The sequence below is a fragment of the Niastella vici genome (assembly GCF_002077945.1).
Taxonomy (GTDB): domain Bacteria; phylum Bacteroidota; class Bacteroidia; order Chitinophagales; family Chitinophagaceae; genus Niastella; species Niastella vici.
Window position 1 is genome coordinate 38,412 of record NZ_LVYD01000045.1, and the last position, 17,581, is coordinate 55,992.

15 protein-coding genes are annotated in these 17,581 nt (G+C 44.1%); 4 read left to right on the top strand and 11 right to left on the bottom strand.

Annotated features, from left to right (window positions below; translation table 11 throughout):
• The first annotated feature begins 147 nt into the window (after positions 1–147).
• Positions 148–1,266, top strand: coding sequence for a glycoside hydrolase family 5 protein (locus A3860_RS15550; RefSeq protein ID WP_081147646.1), 1,119 nt, complete (start codon positions 148–150; stop codon positions 1,264–1,266).
• Between the two features lie 24 nt (positions 1,267–1,290).
• Here A3860_RS15550 and A3860_RS15555 read toward each other — a convergent pair whose 3' ends face one another.
• The 8 genes from A3860_RS15555 to A3860_RS15585 form a co-directional block, all read right to left on the bottom strand.
• Positions 1,291–1,713 carry an ester cyclase gene (locus A3860_RS15555; RefSeq protein ID WP_081147647.1) on the bottom strand — a complete coding sequence of 141 codons (423 nt, stop codon included), beginning with the start codon at positions 1,711–1,713 and terminating at the stop codon, positions 1,291–1,293.
• Positions 1,714–1,771: 58 nt separating this feature from the next.
• Positions 1,772–2,656, bottom strand: a complete 885-nt coding sequence (locus A3860_RS15560) for a helix-turn-helix domain-containing protein (protein ID WP_081147648.1) — start codon at positions 2,654–2,656, stop codon at positions 1,772–1,774.
• A 5-nt stretch (positions 2,657–2,661) separates the two neighbouring features.
• The gene (locus A3860_RS40560; RefSeq protein WP_143774123.1) at positions 2,662–2,811 is read right to left on the bottom strand and encodes a hypothetical protein; all 150 of its coding nucleotides are present in this window, start codon (positions 2,809–2,811) and stop codon (positions 2,662–2,664) included.
• A 126-nt stretch (positions 2,812–2,937) separates the two neighbouring features.
• Positions 2,938–3,873, bottom strand: coding sequence for an alpha/beta fold hydrolase (locus A3860_RS15565; RefSeq protein WP_081147649.1), 936 nt, complete (start codon positions 3,871–3,873; stop codon positions 2,938–2,940).
• Positions 3,874–3,954: 81 nt separating this feature from the next.
• Complete coding sequence (locus tag A3860_RS15570; RefSeq protein ID WP_081147650.1) at positions 3,955–4,818, bottom strand: AraC family transcriptional regulator; 864 nt, start codon at positions 4,816–4,818, stop codon at positions 3,955–3,957.
• 9 nt (positions 4,819–4,827) lie between these two features.
• Entirely contained in the window at positions 4,828–5,304 is a 477-nt protein-coding gene (locus A3860_RS15575) for a group II truncated hemoglobin (RefSeq protein ID WP_081147651.1), read from the bottom strand.
• A gap of 114 nt (positions 5,305–5,418) precedes the next feature.
• Positions 5,419–6,045, bottom strand: coding sequence for a chloramphenicol acetyltransferase (locus A3860_RS15580; protein ID WP_081147652.1), 627 nt, complete (start codon positions 6,043–6,045; stop codon positions 5,419–5,421).
• A 2-nt stretch (positions 6,046–6,047) separates the two neighbouring features.
• Positions 6,048–6,740, bottom strand: coding sequence for an HAD family hydrolase (locus A3860_RS15585; protein WP_081147827.1), 693 nt, complete (start codon positions 6,738–6,740; stop codon positions 6,048–6,050).
• Between the two features lie 71 nt (positions 6,741–6,811).
• Between A3860_RS15585 and A3860_RS15590 the strand changes: the two genes are divergently transcribed.
• Together A3860_RS15590 and A3860_RS15595 are read left to right on the top strand one after the other, a co-directional pair.
• Positions 6,812–7,399 carry a Crp/Fnr family transcriptional regulator gene (locus A3860_RS15590; RefSeq protein WP_216823456.1) on the top strand — a complete coding sequence of 196 codons (588 nt, stop codon included), beginning with the start codon at positions 6,812–6,814 and terminating at the stop codon, positions 7,397–7,399.
• A 165-nt stretch (positions 7,400–7,564) separates the two neighbouring features.
• A complete protein-coding gene (locus A3860_RS15595) occupies positions 7,565–9,940 on the top strand; it encodes a glycoside hydrolase family 3 N-terminal domain-containing protein (RefSeq protein WP_081147654.1) in 2,376 nt (791 codons plus the stop codon).
• Between the two features lie 353 nt (positions 9,941–10,293).
• Here A3860_RS15595 and A3860_RS15600 read toward each other — a convergent pair whose 3' ends face one another.
• The 3 genes from A3860_RS15600 to A3860_RS15610 all read right to left on the bottom strand — a co-directional run bounded on the left by A3860_RS15600 (position 10,294) and on the right by A3860_RS15610 (position 15,568).
• A complete protein-coding gene (locus tag A3860_RS15600; protein WP_081147655.1) occupies positions 10,294–11,709 on the bottom strand; it encodes a LytR/AlgR family response regulator transcription factor in 1,416 nt (471 codons plus the stop codon).
• Between the two features lie 169 nt (positions 11,710–11,878).
• Positions 11,879–13,789: an FG-GAP-like repeat-containing protein gene (locus A3860_RS15605; protein WP_245843549.1), complete on the bottom strand. Its 1,911-nt coding sequence runs from the start codon at positions 13,787–13,789 to the stop codon at positions 11,879–11,881.
• A gap of 1,131 nt (positions 13,790–14,920) precedes the next feature.
• Positions 14,921–15,568: a (4Fe-4S)-binding protein gene (locus tag A3860_RS15610; RefSeq protein WP_081147656.1), complete on the bottom strand. Its 648-nt coding sequence runs from the start codon at positions 15,566–15,568 to the stop codon at positions 14,921–14,923.
• A 140-nt stretch (positions 15,569–15,708) separates the two neighbouring features.
• Between A3860_RS15610 and A3860_RS15615 the strand changes: the two genes are divergently transcribed.
• Positions 15,709–17,349, top strand: a complete 1,641-nt coding sequence (locus A3860_RS15615; RefSeq protein WP_081147657.1) for a T9SS type A sorting domain-containing protein — start codon at positions 15,709–15,711, stop codon at positions 17,347–17,349.
• The last annotated feature ends 232 nt before the right edge of the window (positions 17,350–17,581 follow it).

Consider the following 17,581-nt stretch of genomic DNA (forward strand, 5'->3'; position numbering starts at 1 on the left):
ATTCATGGGGCTAACTTGTATGTTTCCACTATTTTACGCTTTTTTTTGGCGGAAAACAATATGCTACCTCCCTCACAATACAATCTTGATTAAACATTAACGCATTTTCTTAGTCTATAACAAACCCATGATACCAAAACTTATACTATGAAGCTGTATTTTTTACTTACTGCACTTATAGTTATTGCCTCCTGCCAAAAAAATAATGATACCCCTCCTGTAAACGAAAGCGACAAGCCTGTACGGCTTACTATTGATGGTAAGACTATTAAAACGCCTGATGGCAATGCCATTGAATTGCGTGGCGTAAACTGGGGTTGGTGGGAAACCGCCCAGCCGCAGGATGCGGCCGAGGCAGTAACCATGGGCGCCAATATTGTCCGCATGCCCTTTCGATGGTATTTTGGTGGCGATGGAAGCAACATCCGCCAAACTGATGCGCCCGGACATATAAATCCAGACGGCTTAAAGCTGTTAGACCAATACATCAACTGGTGTACAGATCAAAAAATATGGGTATTACTGTTTGCCGGTTCCGACCAGGGCGCAGGCGATTCCACTGAAAACTACTGGACCAACGCATCGCTGAAAAAGGAATTTATTGAAACCTGGCAATTCCTGGTACAACGGTATAAAGACAAACCATACATGGCGGCTTATGAATTATTATCTGAACCACATCCCAGAAAGCCGGCGACATCACAGGATGTAGTGTCTTTTTATGAAGATGTTATTGCGGCCGTTCGTAAATACGATACCATTACTCCTTTGATGATTGGGGCCAACGATCATTACGATATCAACGAGCTTGAGGATGCCGTTACAATCAAAGATAAAAAGCTCATCTATACCTTCAATTATTACCTGCCAACCGACTATATAAAACCCGATAAACGGGAACAGGCCAATTTGCCCATTGTTTCTTATCCCAGCACCTATACCGACTTTGATGGCAAAACTGTAAATCTTAATAAAGATTATTTAACACAGATACTGCAGCCGGCGGTGCAGTTCAGGAGCAATCATAATGTACCGGTATTTGTAAACCAGATGGGCGTACGAAGCCGTTGCCCAAACAATACAGACTATCTCACCGATGTATGCGATATCTTCTATCAAAACCACATTCCATTTACTTACTGGACCTACCGTACCAATAGTGATGAGTCTGAATACGGCATCTATTGGTTCAACAAAACAACCAACCAATACGTTTTCAAGCCTGGGCCGGCAGCTGTGCTCACCGCGGCCTTTAAAAGAAAATGACCCGTGGAACGGGTCACTGAAGTCTTATTTGTTTTGCGTTAATTGCTGCCATAATGCACTGTTATCACGAATGCTCCAGTGTTCAATGGCCTGGTCGTCATTCAGGCGAATGATATCTATGGTGGAAAAGCTAACGCTTTTGTTGGTAGGCTCAATACCCATGTAGGTGCCTTTGTGTGTGCCCTGAAAGGTTTTGTAGGTCATTACCAGATCGTCTTCCGCAATCTGCATGTTTATGGTCACATTCAGATCAGGAAACACCTGCCACATGAGTTGCAGGAATTGTAATACGCCGTCCTTACCTGCATTGCCGGCGCCGGCCGGAACGCTGTGGTTAACGAATTGCGCATGCACAATTTCATCAAAAGCCTGCGCATTTTTGCCCTGAATTACTTCGTAATTGAATCGTTTTACAATTGCTTTGTTCTTTTCTAAAATAGTATCCATATTTTTTTAGGGCAAAACTATGGTTGGCGCTACTCAATGCTTTGTACATTTACCGGGCTCATTTGTACATTTCGCGGATGGCCTGCCTGAAGACAGCAGGCGTTTGTTCTGTCAGTCTTTTAAAGAAACGGGTGAAGTAGGCCACATCTTCAAACCCCAGGTCGTAAGCGATCTCCTTAATGGAAAATTCGGTATGTAATAATTTTCTTTTTGCTTCCAGCAAAATGCGCTCATGAATATGTTCAATAGCCGTTTTGCCGCTTTGTTGTTTAACTACTTCATTTAAATAGCCGGCCGTCTTATTCAATAAGGGCGCATAATCTGCCACCTGGTGCAATGTTGAAAACTGTTCATTGATCAGTTTTTTGAAATCAGTTAACAGCTTTCGCTCATTTGTTCCGGCGCTTTTTGAAATTTGTTCAGTATATAAACGGCTGCTGTATATACTCAATACCCGTAAATACGATAGTAACATTGTGTTCCGCCATTCACTGCCTGTCTGGTATTCGACCCACATTTTTAAAAGCAGGTCTTCAATAAATGAAAAGTCTTGCGGCTGCAATGATAATTCATGGGCATTAAAAGGGTTTTGAATTACGGGCAGTTGCCGAAGGGTTTTATCGTCGTCGAGGTTCAGGAACTCTTCAGTGAAAGAAAGCAGGATCCCTTCAAGCGGTTCTGTTTGTTCTTTTACCTGTACCTGCCAGGGTGAGGAAATGTATAAGGTGTTTTTCTTTATCGTATAAGGCGTCGTATCTATCCAATGCCGGCTGCTGCCATTACGCACCAGCACAAACATGTAATAATCCTTGCGGTGTGGCACCAGGTGATTAACTTTTCGCTTTTGAAATGCCGTGCCATCATTGACGATCATTTCAATTAAATGATTGCCCTTTGCAAAGCTTTGCTGCAAGGAATATTTAGGGATATTATTTTCTTTCATTAAGGTCAATGCCTTTTAAAATACTGCACTTCCTTCTCGTGTTTTTGAGCGGCTGCCAGTGAATCGAAGGTACCTAAATTCCTTCTTTTATTCGTTTTGGGGTCTTTCTTCCGGGAGTACAGGCGGTATTGACCTGATTTTAATTTGCGGATCATAACTGTAATTTTAGTAATACAGTCAATAATTATACCTGGCTCAAGGTTAATGAGGAAACATTTCTACATAAAACAAAAGCTTCAGGTTGGGAACCTGAAGCCTTGTTGTTACATCAACTGCCGGTCTTACTCCTTAATAAATTTGATCAGTTCGTTATTGAATTTTTCCCTTTCCTCTACAAACAATCCATGCCCGCTATTTTCGAAAGGAACGATCGTTGAGTTCTTAATTCCCTTATGCATTTGTTCTGCTAAAGCAAATTCACAGATCTTGTCTTTTACACCATGGAAGATCACTGTGGGAATACTGATCTTACTCAGCTCGGGACGCAGGTCTGTATCCCTGAGGGCGATCAGGCTCTGCGTGGCGGCATAGGGTGATGCTTCCATATTGATACCACTTAACCAATTGCCAATGCCCGGTGATAAAGCTGTTTCAGAAGCCGCAAAGATCTTTCCAAAGTTCTCCAATAACTGAGGCCGGTTTGTTTTGCTAAGGGCGATCAACTCATTGACTGTTTCTTTGGTAAAGCCATAAGGATAATCAGTGCGTTTTGTCCAAACCGGTGCTGCGGCGCCAAATAATGCCAGTTTGGCAACATGGGCGGCATTATATTTAGCTACATAGTGGATCGAGATAGCGCCGCCCATAGAAAACCCGCCTATCGTAGCTTTTTGAATATTTAATTTGTCCAGTACAATTTTGATATCATCGGCATACACATCATAATTGTATTTACCATATGGCTTATCCGATTTACCAAATCCTCTCAGGGTGATACCGATTACGCGGAAGCCTTTCTCAACCAACTCCTGGTATTGGTATTCATACATGGCATCGCTCAACGGCCAACCGTGAATGAGCACTACCGGGCTGCCTTCGCCCAAATCGGTTACATGCAGCTTTACATTTTTTTCTACTTCAATAAATTCTTGTCTGCCCAATGAGTTATTTCTTTCGGGTGTTTGGGCAACACTTTGATCAGCAGAGAATATTCCAGCGAAAATGGCAGGTATGATGAGCGCTTTTTTCAGGGTCCTTGTGAATGCTGTACGTTTCATTTTGTGTTCTTTTAATTGATTAAATTGATAACACAAAACTACTTACGGGCGTAAGGCGGGTCAATGCACCAAAATCTTCATTTATTGTACTTTTTTCCCTTCAACATGATTGTACTGTTTTCTGAATTCAACCGGCGATGTCCCGGCCTGTTTAGTAAAAAGCCGTACAAAATAAGCAGGATCTTCATATCCCAGGGCGTAGCCAATTTCTTTTACCGAGAGGGGAGTGTGGGCTAATAATCTTTTTGCTTCCAGAATGATCCTTTCCTTGATGAGGTCATTAGGCGATGCCTGGCCAGTTTTCGTAATATGCTTATGCAGCATCTTGGGCGACATGGCCAGCATATTCGCATAATCGGCAACTGTATGCAGTTTTTTATAATGCAGTTCAACCAGCTGGCTGAATTTTCTCAGAAATTCAATATCCTGGCTGGCTTCACTGGTAATTATGCTGTGTTCTTTTTTCCAGATCCGCGTAGCTATTATGATCAGTTTCTTTAGCAGAATGCGCAGCATTTCTTCCATTGCCGGTTCATCATTTTTTATTTCCTGCACTATTTCTGCAAGGATCTGCTGCACCTGGCCAGATTCTGCTTTCGATAAGTATACTACCGGTATTTCATATACATTATTATATAGTATGCCGTCGCACGACACTTCTTTGTCGTGAATTTCTACACAATAAAAGTCGCGGTTATAATAAATGAGCGAGCCACTGCTGGCATCGGGCAATGGAAGTTCGTACCATTGGTTTACGTTTATAAAAAAGAGGGCGTCATCTTTTAATTTATATTTATTAAAATCAATGCCAATATGACTGCCTTTCTTAAGAAATAGAATTTTTATGTACGGGTCGAATTCCTGCTGGTTCACTTGTTCTGCAACCGGCGCATCAAATGGTAATACCCCAAATTTCTTATAAGTGAATTGACGAAAAAGGCTCATTGATTGAAGCTAATTTTCTTTTGGAATGTATGGCCCGCCTGTTTCACCCCATCCCCATTTGGGCATTGGTTCTGTATGTTGCATGGGGTTTTCGGCCAGTTGGGAGTTGATGACCGCAATACGTGATCCCCATTCAATGTATCCTACAAAAGCTGAACGGAATTCCGGGTCGCTTTTTAATCCAATTTCATCGGCGGTCTGCATTAAAAGATGTACCCAGCGTTGGCGTTTTTCTTCTGTCAGCATTTTTCCGATATGCTTTCCAACCATAGTGGCATGACTGCCGCCTTCCTGTGTATATAATTTTTCGCCACCAAATACTTCGGCTACAAAATGCGCCACATGTGTTTGGTGCTCGGGCGACATGTTTCTAAACACTTCACCCAACAACTCATCTCTTAAAACTTTTTCATAAAAGGTCTTGAACAGTTTTTCAAAAGTTGCCAGGTCGCCTGCCCATTCATATAAGGTTGGAACGCTTTTCATCGGTGTCTTTTATTCGCAATTTAAGTGTTCTGCTTATCAAAAAAACGATTTGTGATAGTTGGTCATGCTGTTCATTCACCGGCGTATATGTTCATTTGCCGGAAAAGGGAGTAATTATTCCCTATTCATCAACTCCTGGAATTTATTAATAAAAAGCCCCACATGATAGCCGTCTGCCAATGCATGATGCACATGTACCGCAACCGGCATTGTTTTTTTACCATGTTCCGCTTTCACTTTTCCGAAGGTTATTTTCGGACAGCTATCGGCAAACGAAAAACAACGGGCGTGTGATATGGCGGTGAAATTAAGCCAGGGAATAGCCGAAAAATGAATGACGTTCTCACCTGATACAGCCGGCTTTAACCCGGTTGCCCCTTTCTCTGCTTCAATGATCTCCGTAGCGTTGGCGTAAAAACTATCTTCATTTTCAGTATAATCAATATACGCAAATCCAAAGGTGCCATCGGGGCGGGGAATGGTGGGCGAGGCATCGATCCTGTTGAACAGGAACACATCTTTATTGACAATGCGATAACGGAAATTTTCAATGGTATTGGCGGCTTTCAACGCCTGGTACAGGTAATACTGAAAAAAAGAAATGTTATGTTGACGGGCATAGTCATAACCTGTTGTACAATCTATTTCAACGGTTATCCCATGAAAGGGTTCTTCAAATTGCGAAAAGAACTGGTAATGATCTTTTCTTGCCCAACTGGTTATATCAATGGCTGTTTTCATGGCTAATCAAGGTGATTTAAAATGTCTGCAATATTGGTCAATGTTATAAGATTGGGATGTTCTATTGTATCGTCGTGCTGCTCATGCATCCAGGTAGTGTGATAGGGGATATGTGCAGCGAATGCCGCCAGCGCCAACACCGGCAGTACATCCGATTTAACCGAATTGCCCAGCATCAGAAAGTTTCCGGGAGAACAATCAAGATGGGTCAACAGTTTTTGGTAATTGGTTACCTGTTTGTTGCTCATGATCTCGATATGATGGAAATAATCCTTCAAACCCGATTGTTTCAGCTTCCGTTCCTGATCGAGCAGGTCGCCCTTGGTGGCTATGACCAACTGGTATTTCCCATGCAGGCCTTCCAGTGTTTCTGCTACCCCTGGTAACAACTCAATAGGTTTTTGCAGCAGATCATGGCCCAGTGCCAGGGCTTCATCGATCAGTTGCAATGGGGCCGTTCCATTCGAAACCCGGGTGATCGTTTCTATCATGCAAAGCATAAATCCTTTAATGCCATAACCATAAAGCGAAATGTTTTTCATTTCAGTTTGAAACAATTCCCGCGATACAGCCTGAGCCGGCAGATGATCTTTCAGCAATACACAAAACCGATGTTCGGCTTCCTGAAAGTAAGGTTCGTTCACCCACAGGGTATCATCAGCATCAAATGCAATGGTTTTTATCTTGTTCCTCATGGTCGCATTATTAGTTTTTGTACTTTCCGGTTTGCAAAATTGGGCTGTTGACACAGTCATAAAAAGGACATTTGTCCCATCCGGAAAATATGCTTCGTACCAACAATGCTTTTTTATCATATATAGAAGCGCTGTACCAGGCGCAGCAACGCAGGGAAGACATTCTGTTAAAAGAATTTTCCGCTGCGCAGTTACTGCTGCAACAGGGTGAAAAGCCTACCAAAGTAATGTTGCTGAAAGAGGGTATTACCACCTGTTATTTTAATGAAGGAGATGATAAGCGGTTTATTGTGGAGTTCCTGGGGAAAGGGGAGATCATTGGTGAGCTCGAGATCATAAAGAACGTCCCCTGTTTATGCAATATAAAGGCTTTAACGCCGGTTAAAGTTTATGCCATTTCCATCCCGTATTTTCGGTCCCTGCTTGAAAAGGAATTACCGTTTAATAAATTATTATTGGAGTCCTTTGCCGAACGCATCATCAACACCTCTTCCCGTGCCTCCTTCCAGCAATTAAATACAGTAGAACACACACTGAGTAAGTTGCTGGCATTGATTAAAGAACAGGAAATAAATATTTCCAAAGAAGACATGGCGGCATACCTGGGCATCACCATTCGAAGCCTGAACAGAACATTGAAAAAGCTACAACAGGAATAGCTCAAAAACGCTAAAAAGTAAATTTTTGCTTTGTTAGTTCTGCCTTTACAAGGTATGCCTGTTCAGCGTCAACTGCCGTTCATTCCCTTACGCAAACGTTAGCGTAACATTCTGCACTCACGCGGTTGCTTTGTTAATATATTTGTTTTCGTACATTATATTAATATGAAAATAAAACACCCGCTTGCCTGGCTCACGCTGATCGGTATTGTTTCATTTAAACCGCTTACCACTATTTATAAGGATGGCTGGATCGATCTCAACAAAAATGGAAAAAAAGATATCTATGAAGATCCCACCCAACCGGTGAATGCCAGAACAGCCGATCTGTTGTCGAAAATGACGCTGGATGAAAAGACCTGTCAAATGGCTACACTCTATGGCTGGCGCCGCGTGTTGAAAGATTCTCTCCCAACTGCTGAATGGAAAAATGCTATCTGGAAAGATGGAATTGCCAATATAGATGAACACCTGAATGGATATATCGGTTCCAACAAAACATTGACGCTTGACCTGGCTACAGATATGGAAAAACACGTTTGGGCAATGAACGAGACCCAGCGTTTTTTTATTGAACAAACCCGGCTGGGTATTCCGGCCGATTTTACCGATGAAGGTATTCGTGGTGTTGAAGCATATGAGGCAACCAGTTTTCCCACCCAGCTTAATATGGGCATGACCTGGAACAAAGACCTCGTGCATCAGGAAGGCATTATTACCGGCAGTGAAGCGCGGGCACTGGGTTATACAAATGTATATGCGCCCATTCTCGATGTAGCCCGTGACCAGCGCTGGGGCCGGCTCGAAGAATCATACGGCGAAGACCCATACCTGGTAGCCTCCATGGGTATTGCGCTCGCAAAAGGTATTCAACAAAACGGCCAGGCCGCCTCTACTGCCAAGCATTTTGCGGTGTACAGCGCCAATAAGGGCGCCCGGGAAGGCCAGGCCCGCACAGACCCGCAAGTGGCGCCACGCGAAGTGGAAAATATTCTCCTGTATCCCTTCAAGAAAGTGATCAAAGAAGCCGGCATCATGGGCGTTATGAGCTCGTACAACGATTACGATGGTATACCCATTTCGGGTAGTAATTACTGGTTGATACGCAGGCTGCGGGTTGAAATGGGTTTTACCGGCTATGTGGTCAGCGACAGCGAAGCGCTCGAATACCTGAGCAGCAAACACCATGTGGCGGCCAATTTAAAAGAAGCCGTGTACCAGGCCTTTATGGCAGGCATGAATGTACGCACTACGTTCCGTGCGCCCGATAGCATTATCATTTACCTGCGCCAGTTGGTGAAAGAAGGACGTATACCCATGGATACCATCAACCATCGCGTAGGAGATGTATTGCGGGTGAAGTTCCGGCTGGGGTTGTTTGATCATCCCTATATAGCAAGTGCTGCCGAAACCCGTAAACTGGTGAATAATGCGGCCAGCCGGCAGGTGGCCTTGCAGGCATCGCACGAAAGCATTGTGCTGCTGAAAAATAATAACAACATCTTACCACTGTCGAAAGAATTGGAAAAAGTCGCCGTAATTGGTCCCAATGCTACGGATGACGATTATGCGCACACGCATTACGGCCCATCGCATACGGCCAGTGTAAATGTGCTGCAGGGTGTACAGCAAAAGCTGGGTGCCGGCAAAGTGCTGTATGCAAAAGGCGTTGACCTGGTTGATAAACGCTGGCCCGAAAGCGAGATCCTGCCGGAACCGATGGATGCGGGCGAACAGGCCATGCTCGACTCTGCCGTTCAGGCAGCCAAACAGGCGCAATGCGCAATTGTCGTTTTAGGCGGAAATACAAAAACGGGTGGCGAGAGTAAAAGCCGCACCAGCCTCGACCTGCCCGGTTATCAGCTGGACCTTATAAAAGCCATCAAGGCAACCGGCAAACCGGTAGTGGTGGTGCTTATTGGTTCCCAACCCATGACCATTAACTGGATCGATAAATACATCGATGGCATTATTTACGCCGGTTATCCCGGAGCGTACGGTGGTACAGCCATTGCCGATATTCTGTTTGGCGATTACAACCCCGGTGGCAAGCTCACGCTTACCTTCCCCAAATCGGTTGGACAATTACCGTTGAACTTTCCATCCAAACCCAGTGCGCAAACAGATGAGGGTGAGCATGCGCGCATCAAAGGCTTGTTATATCCGTTTGGATTTGGGTTGAGCTATACTACGTTCGGATACAGCAATCTGAAAATAAATGCAGGTACTAAGGCCACCGATCCTGTTGCGGTAACAGTTGATATCAGCAATACCGGTAAAGTAGCTGGCGACGAAGTAGTGCAACTGTACATTCGCGATGTATTGAGTTCGGTGACCATGTATGAAAAACTGTTGAAGGGTTTTGAACGCGTGCACCTGCAACCCGGCGAAACAAAAACGCTTTCGTTTACCATTCCACGCGATGAATTGAAATTGTACGACCGCGATATGAAGTTTGTGCTGGAACCGGGCGAGTTCAGTGTGATGGTAGGTGCATCATCGGGCGACATCAGGCAAAGTGGAAGTTTTTATATAAAGTAGGGGAGAGCTGAATTGAATTTTAATCCCAACTCATGAAATATAGTGGCCCCTTAGGGGGCCATTTATTTTTGTCAAAGATCACAAGGTTGCCAAACATCTCATTGACAATGAGTCAATTACAGGTCTTAGTTCGGAGAAGCTTTAGCGCTGTTTTTGCAAATTTCTTATTTTCAATTAGTTATTGAGCTTAAGTTATCCAGTTGTTGTACTATCCTTGTACCAACCTTGTACCATCCCTTAGTAAACACCCCTTTTTACCGAAGGATGACTGAAGGATCGCTAAAGTTTATTAAGTATGTTAGAAGTAAGAGGTAAGAAGTTCACGAATTTCTTACCTCTTACTTCTTTTGGAATTACGGGTGAACCATCTCTCCATAAGTGACTCCATCCGGAGTCAACCATTCATATCTGTCAGTGCTGAGCGTTTGAATAGTTGAGGTAAAGGTGCCAACGGGGCTGAAAACCCGTACCTGTGTCTGGTTGTTCAGGAAAGTCCACGTACCATTATACACAGTGCCATTTTGATCAATCTCTGTATAAGTGCCATTTGTTTCAAACTTGACCCAGTTCTGCGACAAGTTGAGCGGACTGTTGGTTTTATTGGGTTTCCAAATCAGAGAAGGGTTCGATTGGTTGAAATTAGTGAAATATTCAGTGTACACCCAGGGTTTGGACGTTAACAACTGCAACCTCCCGCCTGTAGTATCGATCACCTGGTTTTTGGGTACCATAACGCCGTAGTTACCGCCACCACTCTGCAACCATTCATACCTGTTTGAAGTGAGCTCCTGAATGGTGGATACAAAAATACCAAGGGGATTGTTAACCTGAACCTGTGTCTGGTTGTTCAGGAAAGCCCAGGTGCCATTTAAAGTGATGCCATTTTCAGTGATCTCCGTGTAATTGCCATTCGAATAAAATTGCACCTGGTTCAACGACAGGTTTAACGAATTGCCGGTTTTGTTTGTTTTCCAGACCAGATTGGTAGGGTTGTTATTGAAATCGGTAAAGTATTCATAATATACCCAGGTTTGGCCCGTGAGCAGGTCTGTTAAGTCGCTTGTTGTGCTGATACGGTTCGACTTGCCGGTTCCTGAAGTTTTCTGCGACAGTGCTTCTTTAGGTTCGTTGATCGATTTCGAGCAGGAAGTAATTGCTGCCAGCGAGCAGCAGAATAAGGTAAATGTTAATAGCTGTTTCATTTTGAATAAAGTTTCGGCTAATTTACCACGGTATAATGCAACCGTTAACAGAAAGCTGCAAGGCCCCTTTGCTTCAAGGCGCACAATGTCTTTCAATGGAATAAAAGAAAGACCCTGCATGGTGGGAACGGCCATTTTTTGCTGTGATATTTGCAAAGCCTGGATATTTTCCTGCAGTACTTTAAGGTTATCTATTACTTCTTTTTCGTGCGATCTTTTGACCACTTTTTTAATGGCCCTTTGCAGATCAGCCGCGTCAACCGGTTTGAGCAGGTAATCTACAGCACTGTATTTGAATGCTTCAATGGCATGGTCGTTCCATGCCGTCACGAATATTATCTGGAATTCGATTTTGTCAAGGCCATTCAGCAGATCAAACGCATTTTCATTATTGATGGCGATATCGAGCAATAACAGGTCTGGCGAGCATGCATGGATGACTTCTAAAGCAGCGTGTACACTGGCAGCTTCGCCAATGATCTCTATTTCCGGGCAATGGGCCTTTAATAAATTTTTTAAAATACCGATACTGGCACGCTCATCATCTACCAGAACAGTTCGTATCATAAGATATTAATCACTTTTGCAAAACACAAGATAGGTAAAAATACTGATAGGGATAGGCCAGTGTTACACATCTCAATTAAACTTATTTGGCTTCCCACAAAAAAATAAACGCAGGAAATCGTATGAACTTCCTGCGTTTAAGCTTATTTCGTGAAAGTTGTTTATACTGCTACCTGGCGAAATAGTTCCTTAGTTCTCCACTGTTCTCCCCATAATTCCAACGCACCTGATCAGCCTTTCCATCCCCGCTGATGTCTGCGAAATAGAAATATGTATTCTCGCTTTGTGAAGTGCCTCTTAACGTATAGATAGGACCGCCGAAGGCGCCTGAATCGGAATAGTATACTTTCAGGTAACCCTGGTAGTTGTCGGGGTTCCAGTATACTTTATCAGCCTTGCCATCGCCGTTCATATCGGCAAAATAGAACCGTGTATTGCTTAAACCGCTGGTGGCAGAATTGCTGTATGAAGCGTTTTCTGTAAAGGTTCCATCCCCATCAGATGTATATACCATGGTTTTACCTGAGTTAAGATCAGGGTGCCATAATATTTTATCAGCTTTACCGTCGCCGTTTACATCAGCATACCAGAACGAAGTACCGGCAGTGGTGCTGGCTCCCGTTGTACCTGACACTACGGTGCCGCTGAAGCTGCCGCCTGAAGTGGCCAAATATACACGGGTATGGCCATCATCGTAAGTAGCGTTCCAGTATATCTTGTCTGCTTTTCCATCGCCATTTACATCGGCAAAATTGTACAGGGTGGTGGTGCCTGCGCTGGTGCCTTCGGGATTATCAACAGCGGTGGCGCTGAAATTACCGCCTGAGGTGGCCAGGTAAACCAGGGTATGACCCGAATTCAGCGAAGGGTTCCAGCGAATAAGGTCAGCTTTTCCATCCCCATTGATGTCGGCGTAATAATACCGGGTGGTAGATGAAGTAGAAGCACTGGCTGCATGGGTAACTGCAGCAGCCGCAAAAGTGCCATCGCCGTTTGAGAGAAATACCCGCGGCTTGCCGCTGTCATAGGTATAGTTCCAGTAAATTTTATCGGCATCGCCGTCGCCGTCTACATCAGCGAAATTGTATTTGGTAACTGAACTGGCGCTAATGCCATTGACATCGGTGTGGGCGCCGCCAAAGATGTAGGGGATATAAGTAGCCATTACCGGCCAGTGATCAGAAGGCCAAAGCGTTTGTCCGTTTACGGTGTAGCTTTTGGTGATCACGCTCGAGCTGGTGAAGGCCATGCTCCGTGTGCTCAGGATCCAGTCAATTTTGGCATCGCCTACGGCATCCCAGCCATGGAAAGTAGGATCGCCCGAAGAATCGAACAGTGCATCCACCATATTAAGACCGCTGGCATCTTTTATAATGCCCATTTCGGCAGTGCCGGGTTTGGCGTTAAAGTCGCCAAAGCAAATGACCGGCAGGTTGGCGGTGTTGTTGTTTTTAATGTTCATCAGCACCGTATCTGCATCGAGCTGGCGTTCGCCGGTGCTCACGGTTGTCCAATGGTTGTTACAAACAAAATAGCTGTTGGCCGTGTTCAGCTTATCCTGCAGCACCACCCATTTGCCGGTGCGCGTTTCAGACGTGATCATGGTGAACCCTCCACCGCCGGTTCGGGTGAAACGGTCATTTTTATAATAGATCGTTTTGGGTGAACCGTTATTCGGTCCGGTTGAGTAACGTCCGTAACCGGCGGAGTCCATCCTGGCATTGAACCAGGTTTCAATATCGTTGACCGCAATTTCCTGCAGGCCTACAATGTCTACATCGTTCTCGAGAATGATTTGCAGGCAATAATCCTTACGTACATACTGGGAGAAGGGATCGCCGGCTGCATCGTTACGTACGTTAAACGACATTACCTTGATGGGGTTCATATCGCTTATGATGGTTTCGGTTTTGGCAGAACGGCCCCCATTGTTTGGCGGGGTTGCTGCATTTTCATCCAGTTGAACTTTTTTACAGGCTGCAAAGCTTACGGCAAGCGCCAGCAAGCAGGCGGTTACTTTGAGTAATGCATAGTTTTTCCAGGGCATTCGGGGAATGCCAGTTGAATTTGCTTTTTTCATGTTAAAGGCGTTTTAGTTGGAAATGATGAGCGTTTTGATTTTTAGGTTATGGAAATAGCGTATTCATTATTGATTGACAATAATTAATGTATAGGGGAACCAATGAAATAAGGGCAGGGTTGAACCAGGAATGCATCGGGCTATTAATAGCAGTGTCTCACTTCACTTTAAAACAAAAATAACTGTAATTAAAGTTTAGTAAAGTAAGTTAAGTAATTAATTAAATAAAAATAAAGTTGTGTAAACAAATAGATAAAGATTATTTAATTGGGCAGCGTGGTGGTGAATGAAGCATTATGCGTAGGGGCAATGGGAATCAAGGCGCAGAAAAACGCAAATGGGAAACGTGAGTGGTGAATGGTGAATCTGATAAACGGATTTCTTAGTTGCCCCCGCGTACACTGGTAATAATGCAGGTTTTGCTACCCTCTCAAAACGCCTTGGTGCTACAGACGCAAGGCTTATTTCACGGCCCCGTTAGGGCTAATAAGATCTTTTGTATTATTAGGCGGCGTTTATTTACATTCGGCGGACATGCAGCAAGTATTTTGCGTTCATAATCAAAATATTGCTGCATTAAAGTAATTTCTTCTGGTATTTAAGTGAATAAACAGGCAAATGAGTGAACCTGCATTAAAAAAAAGTCAGTTATTTATGATTGTAAGTGAACTTTACTGAAATTAGTGGAGCCGCAATAAAAAAGAACTGCAAATTGGGAAAAAAACGTACTTATTTCATCAGGCGATCAACTTCCACAAAAAAGTAATTAACTTCAAATGAAAAGATGTTACAACCGGCAAAAAGTGATCAACTTTTTTTTAAATAATGCTAACTGTAATAAAAAAAACTATCTCCTATGCAGAAAATGTTATATCTGCTAACGCTGATGTTATAGCCCGGGAAAAAGTAACTATAAACCTGAAAAAGTAATTATCTTCTTCAAAAAAGTAACTATGACCTGGTAAAAAGTAAGTATCGTCCCCAAAAAATAACTATCGCCCGGCAATAAGCAATTATCGGCCCCCAAAAAGTAAATATCTCCCGGTAAAAAGTAATTATCGTCCCCCAAAAAGTAACTATAACCCGGAAAATAGTCCACCCAAAAAATTGAGTTCAAAAAACTAACCCATTTTACTCATCTTTATCGGCAGGGATCCACGAAAGCGCTCCGGTAGGGCACCTCTCTACCTGCAATTTTATCGTTTCCGAATCGGCGCCGGTCATGGTGACCCAGGGTTTGGTTTTTAAATTAAAGACTTTCGGCAATTGCGTTACACAACGGCCTGAGTGTTTACAAAGCTCCGGTTTCCAAACCACGGTAATATCGCCATTGGTATACTTCAATTTCTTGTCAACATCTTCTTCATGGTACACGTAGCTTCTGACTTTGATATTTCCTTCGAGCATTTTTGAGACCGGGCATTGAGCGGCAATTTCCAACAACCGGTTCTTCTGCTCCGGTTCTACCCCCGCCGGAAATGTAATATCGCGATCGATAAATGTAGTGGTATTGTCACCATCCTTTGTCTGGAACAGGTTGACATTTACTTTGATCTCCGCGATGTTCCAGCCTTTTCTGTCGATATACATTCGCAACGTAATGAGGGTACAGGTGGCCAGCGATGATAATAATAAAGTGTATGGATCGGGGCCGGTGTCTTTGCCGCCATTTTTTTCGGGCTCATCGGCAATGAACTGTCCGTTGCGCCATTCAATAACACACTGATATTTGGTTGTGCCAATAGTTCCATGAACAGGTTTTTGAAATTTATATTCCATGAGATTACTTTTAGAGGTTTCAGGAAACAAAACGGCTACAATTTACGGCTTTCTCTCAAGTGTGCGCCTTAAGGATGGCGCAGGATGGTTGCCTTTGTTTAAATCGGTAATTTAATTTTTACTAAACGATTAATGCCAACATGAGAAAACTTTATTCTGCAGCACTACTCCTGCTGCTGAGCGGGTTAGCTACACCCGCTCTATGCAAAATTTATTATGTAGCCACCGGTGGCAACGATGCCAATACCGGCACCATCAGTTCTCCCTTTCTTACCATTCAACGGGCGCAAACTTCCGCCGCAGCGGGCGATACGGTGTACATACGGGGAGGTACGTATGCAATGTCTGTGTCGCAGGTTGCCCAGTATTCCAGCATCTGGGCCTATGTAACCCTGTTGAACAAAAGCGGTACATCGGGCAATCGCATCAAGTATTGGAACTATCCCAATGAAAAGCCGGTGTTTAATTACACCAACGTAAACCCCTCAGGTTACCGTATTCATGCATTCCAGGTTACCGGTTCGTGGATACATATCCGCGGAATAGAGGTGGTGGGCGTACAGGTGAACATTACCACCCATACCCAAAGCGAGTGTTTCGAGAACCAGGGCAGCAACAATATTTATGAGCAGTTGAGCATGCACGATGGCAAGGCTATTGGTTTTTACCTTACCAGGGGCGGCAATAACCTCATTTTAAATTGTGATGCTTATAACAACTGGGACAATGTTTCTGAAAACGGCCTCGGCGGCAATACCGATGGTTTTGGTTTCCATCCCAATAACGACCTGGTAGGCTATACCGGCAATGTGTTCAGGGGATGCCGGGCCTGGTTCAACAGCGATGACGGGTTCGATTGTATCAATGCTTTTGAAGCAGGCACCTTTGAGAACTGCTGGAGCTTTTACAATGGCTATTCCACAGCGTTCGCCAGCCTCGGCGATGGCAACGGCTTTAAGATCGGCGGTTTTGGCGTTTCTGATTTCAGTAACCTGCCGGCCACTATTCCCCGTCACACGGTTCGCAATTGTTTGGCCATCCGGAACAAAGCAAATGGTTTTTATGCCAACCACCATTTGGGAGGTAATAACTGGTATAACAATTCGGCTTACTATAATGCAGTCAACTATAACATGCTGAACAGAAGTTCAGATTATGCATCGGATGTGCCGGGTTATGATCACAACCTGAAGAATAACCTGGGCTGGGGCGCGCGTAGTACGGAATACAGCAACCTTAACACCTCAACCAGCAATGTGAGCTATAACTATTTCACCCTGTCGGTAACTGTGAACAGCTCCGATTTCTTAAGTGTAGATCAAAGTTTGTTAACAGCGGCCCGCCAGAGTGATGGTAGTTTGCCGGTGAATAATTTTATGCGGCTGGCTACATCAAGCGATTGTATTAATAAGGGCACCAATGTGGGACTGGCCTACAACGGATCGGCCCCCGACCTGGGTTGTTTTGAGTCGGCTGTAACAACAAGAGAAGCCACAGCACCCGAAGAGGTGGCCAATGATCCATTCACAAATGGACTGGTTGTATTTCCCAACCCCATAAAAGGAAAGATCGTGGCGCGTTATTCATTAGCCCGGGTATCGAAAGTGCATTTGAGTTTGTACGATGCCAAAGGAGCATTGCTGGCCGTGTTACTTGATCGCGAGCAGGCAGCAGGCAATTATTCTTTCCCCGTTGGGGAGAAGTATTTCAAAACAGCCGGTACTTATTTTATGCGATTGCGTACCGGTGAACATACCGAAACCGTATCACTGGTTAAATAGGAAATGATCAGTAGATGCCGCCAAAGGGCAGGCATTGATTTTCTTTTTGTGATAATATTTACTGGCCACTACGGATATGGTCAATATCATTGAACATCTCTGTGTGGCCGCTGTATAACCACTGTGCCAAATGCGAATTAAATTATATATTTATTGGGCTTTTGGCAGAAAGATCTTATTGATCTCAGTTTGAAATTCCCGACTGGGTGATTACTAATTGTTTCGTAGCTTA

Bases quoted from the DNA above. Each gene is read 5' to 3' on its own strand.
- A3860_RS15610 (WP_081147656.1), bottom strand. From the start codon at position 15,568: ATGGAATATAAATTTCAAAAACCTGTTCATGGAACTATTGGCACAACC.
- A3860_RS15615 (WP_081147657.1), top strand. From the start codon at position 15,709: ATGAGAAAACTTTATTCTGCAGCACTACTCCTGCTGCTGAGCGGGTTA.
- A3860_RS15555 (WP_081147647.1), bottom strand. From the start codon at position 1,713: ATGGATACTATTTTAGAAAAGAACAAAGCAATTGTAAAACGATTCAAT.
- A3860_RS15585 (WP_081147827.1), bottom strand. From the start codon at position 6,740: ATGAGGAACAAGATAAAAACCATTGCATTTGATGCTGATGATACCCTG.
- A3860_RS15575 (WP_081147651.1), bottom strand. From the start codon at position 5,304: ATGAAAAGCGTTCCAACCTTATATGAATGGGCAGGCGACCTGGCAACT.
- A3860_RS15560 (WP_081147648.1), bottom strand. From the start codon at position 2,656: ATGAAAGAAAATAATATCCCTAAATATTCCTTGCAGCAAAGCTTTGCA.
- A3860_RS15570 (WP_081147650.1), bottom strand. From the start codon at position 4,818: ATGAGCCTTTTTCGTCAATTCACTTATAAGAAATTTGGGGTATTACCA.
- A3860_RS15600 (WP_081147655.1), bottom strand. From the start codon at position 11,709: ATGATACGAACTGTTCTGGTAGATGATGAGCGTGCCAGTATCGGTATT.
- A3860_RS15595 (WP_081147654.1), top strand. From the start codon at position 7,565: ATGAAAATAAAACACCCGCTTGCCTGGCTCACGCTGATCGGTATTGTT.
- A3860_RS15580 (WP_081147652.1), bottom strand. From the start codon at position 6,045: ATGAAAACAGCCATTGATATAACCAGTTGGGCAAGAAAAGATCATTAC.
- A3860_RS15605 (WP_245843549.1), bottom strand. From the start codon at position 13,789: ATGAAAAAAGCAAATTCAACTGGCATTCCCCGAATGCCCTGGAAAAAC.
- A3860_RS40560 (WP_143774123.1), bottom strand. From the start codon at position 2,811: ATGATCCGCAAATTAAAATCAGGTCAATACCGCCTGTACTCCCGGAAG.
- A3860_RS15565 (WP_081147649.1), bottom strand. From the start codon at position 3,873: ATGAAACGTACAGCATTCACAAGGACCCTGAAAAAAGCGCTCATCATA.
- A3860_RS15550 (WP_081147646.1), top strand. From the start codon at position 148: ATGAAGCTGTATTTTTTACTTACTGCACTTATAGTTATTGCCTCCTGC.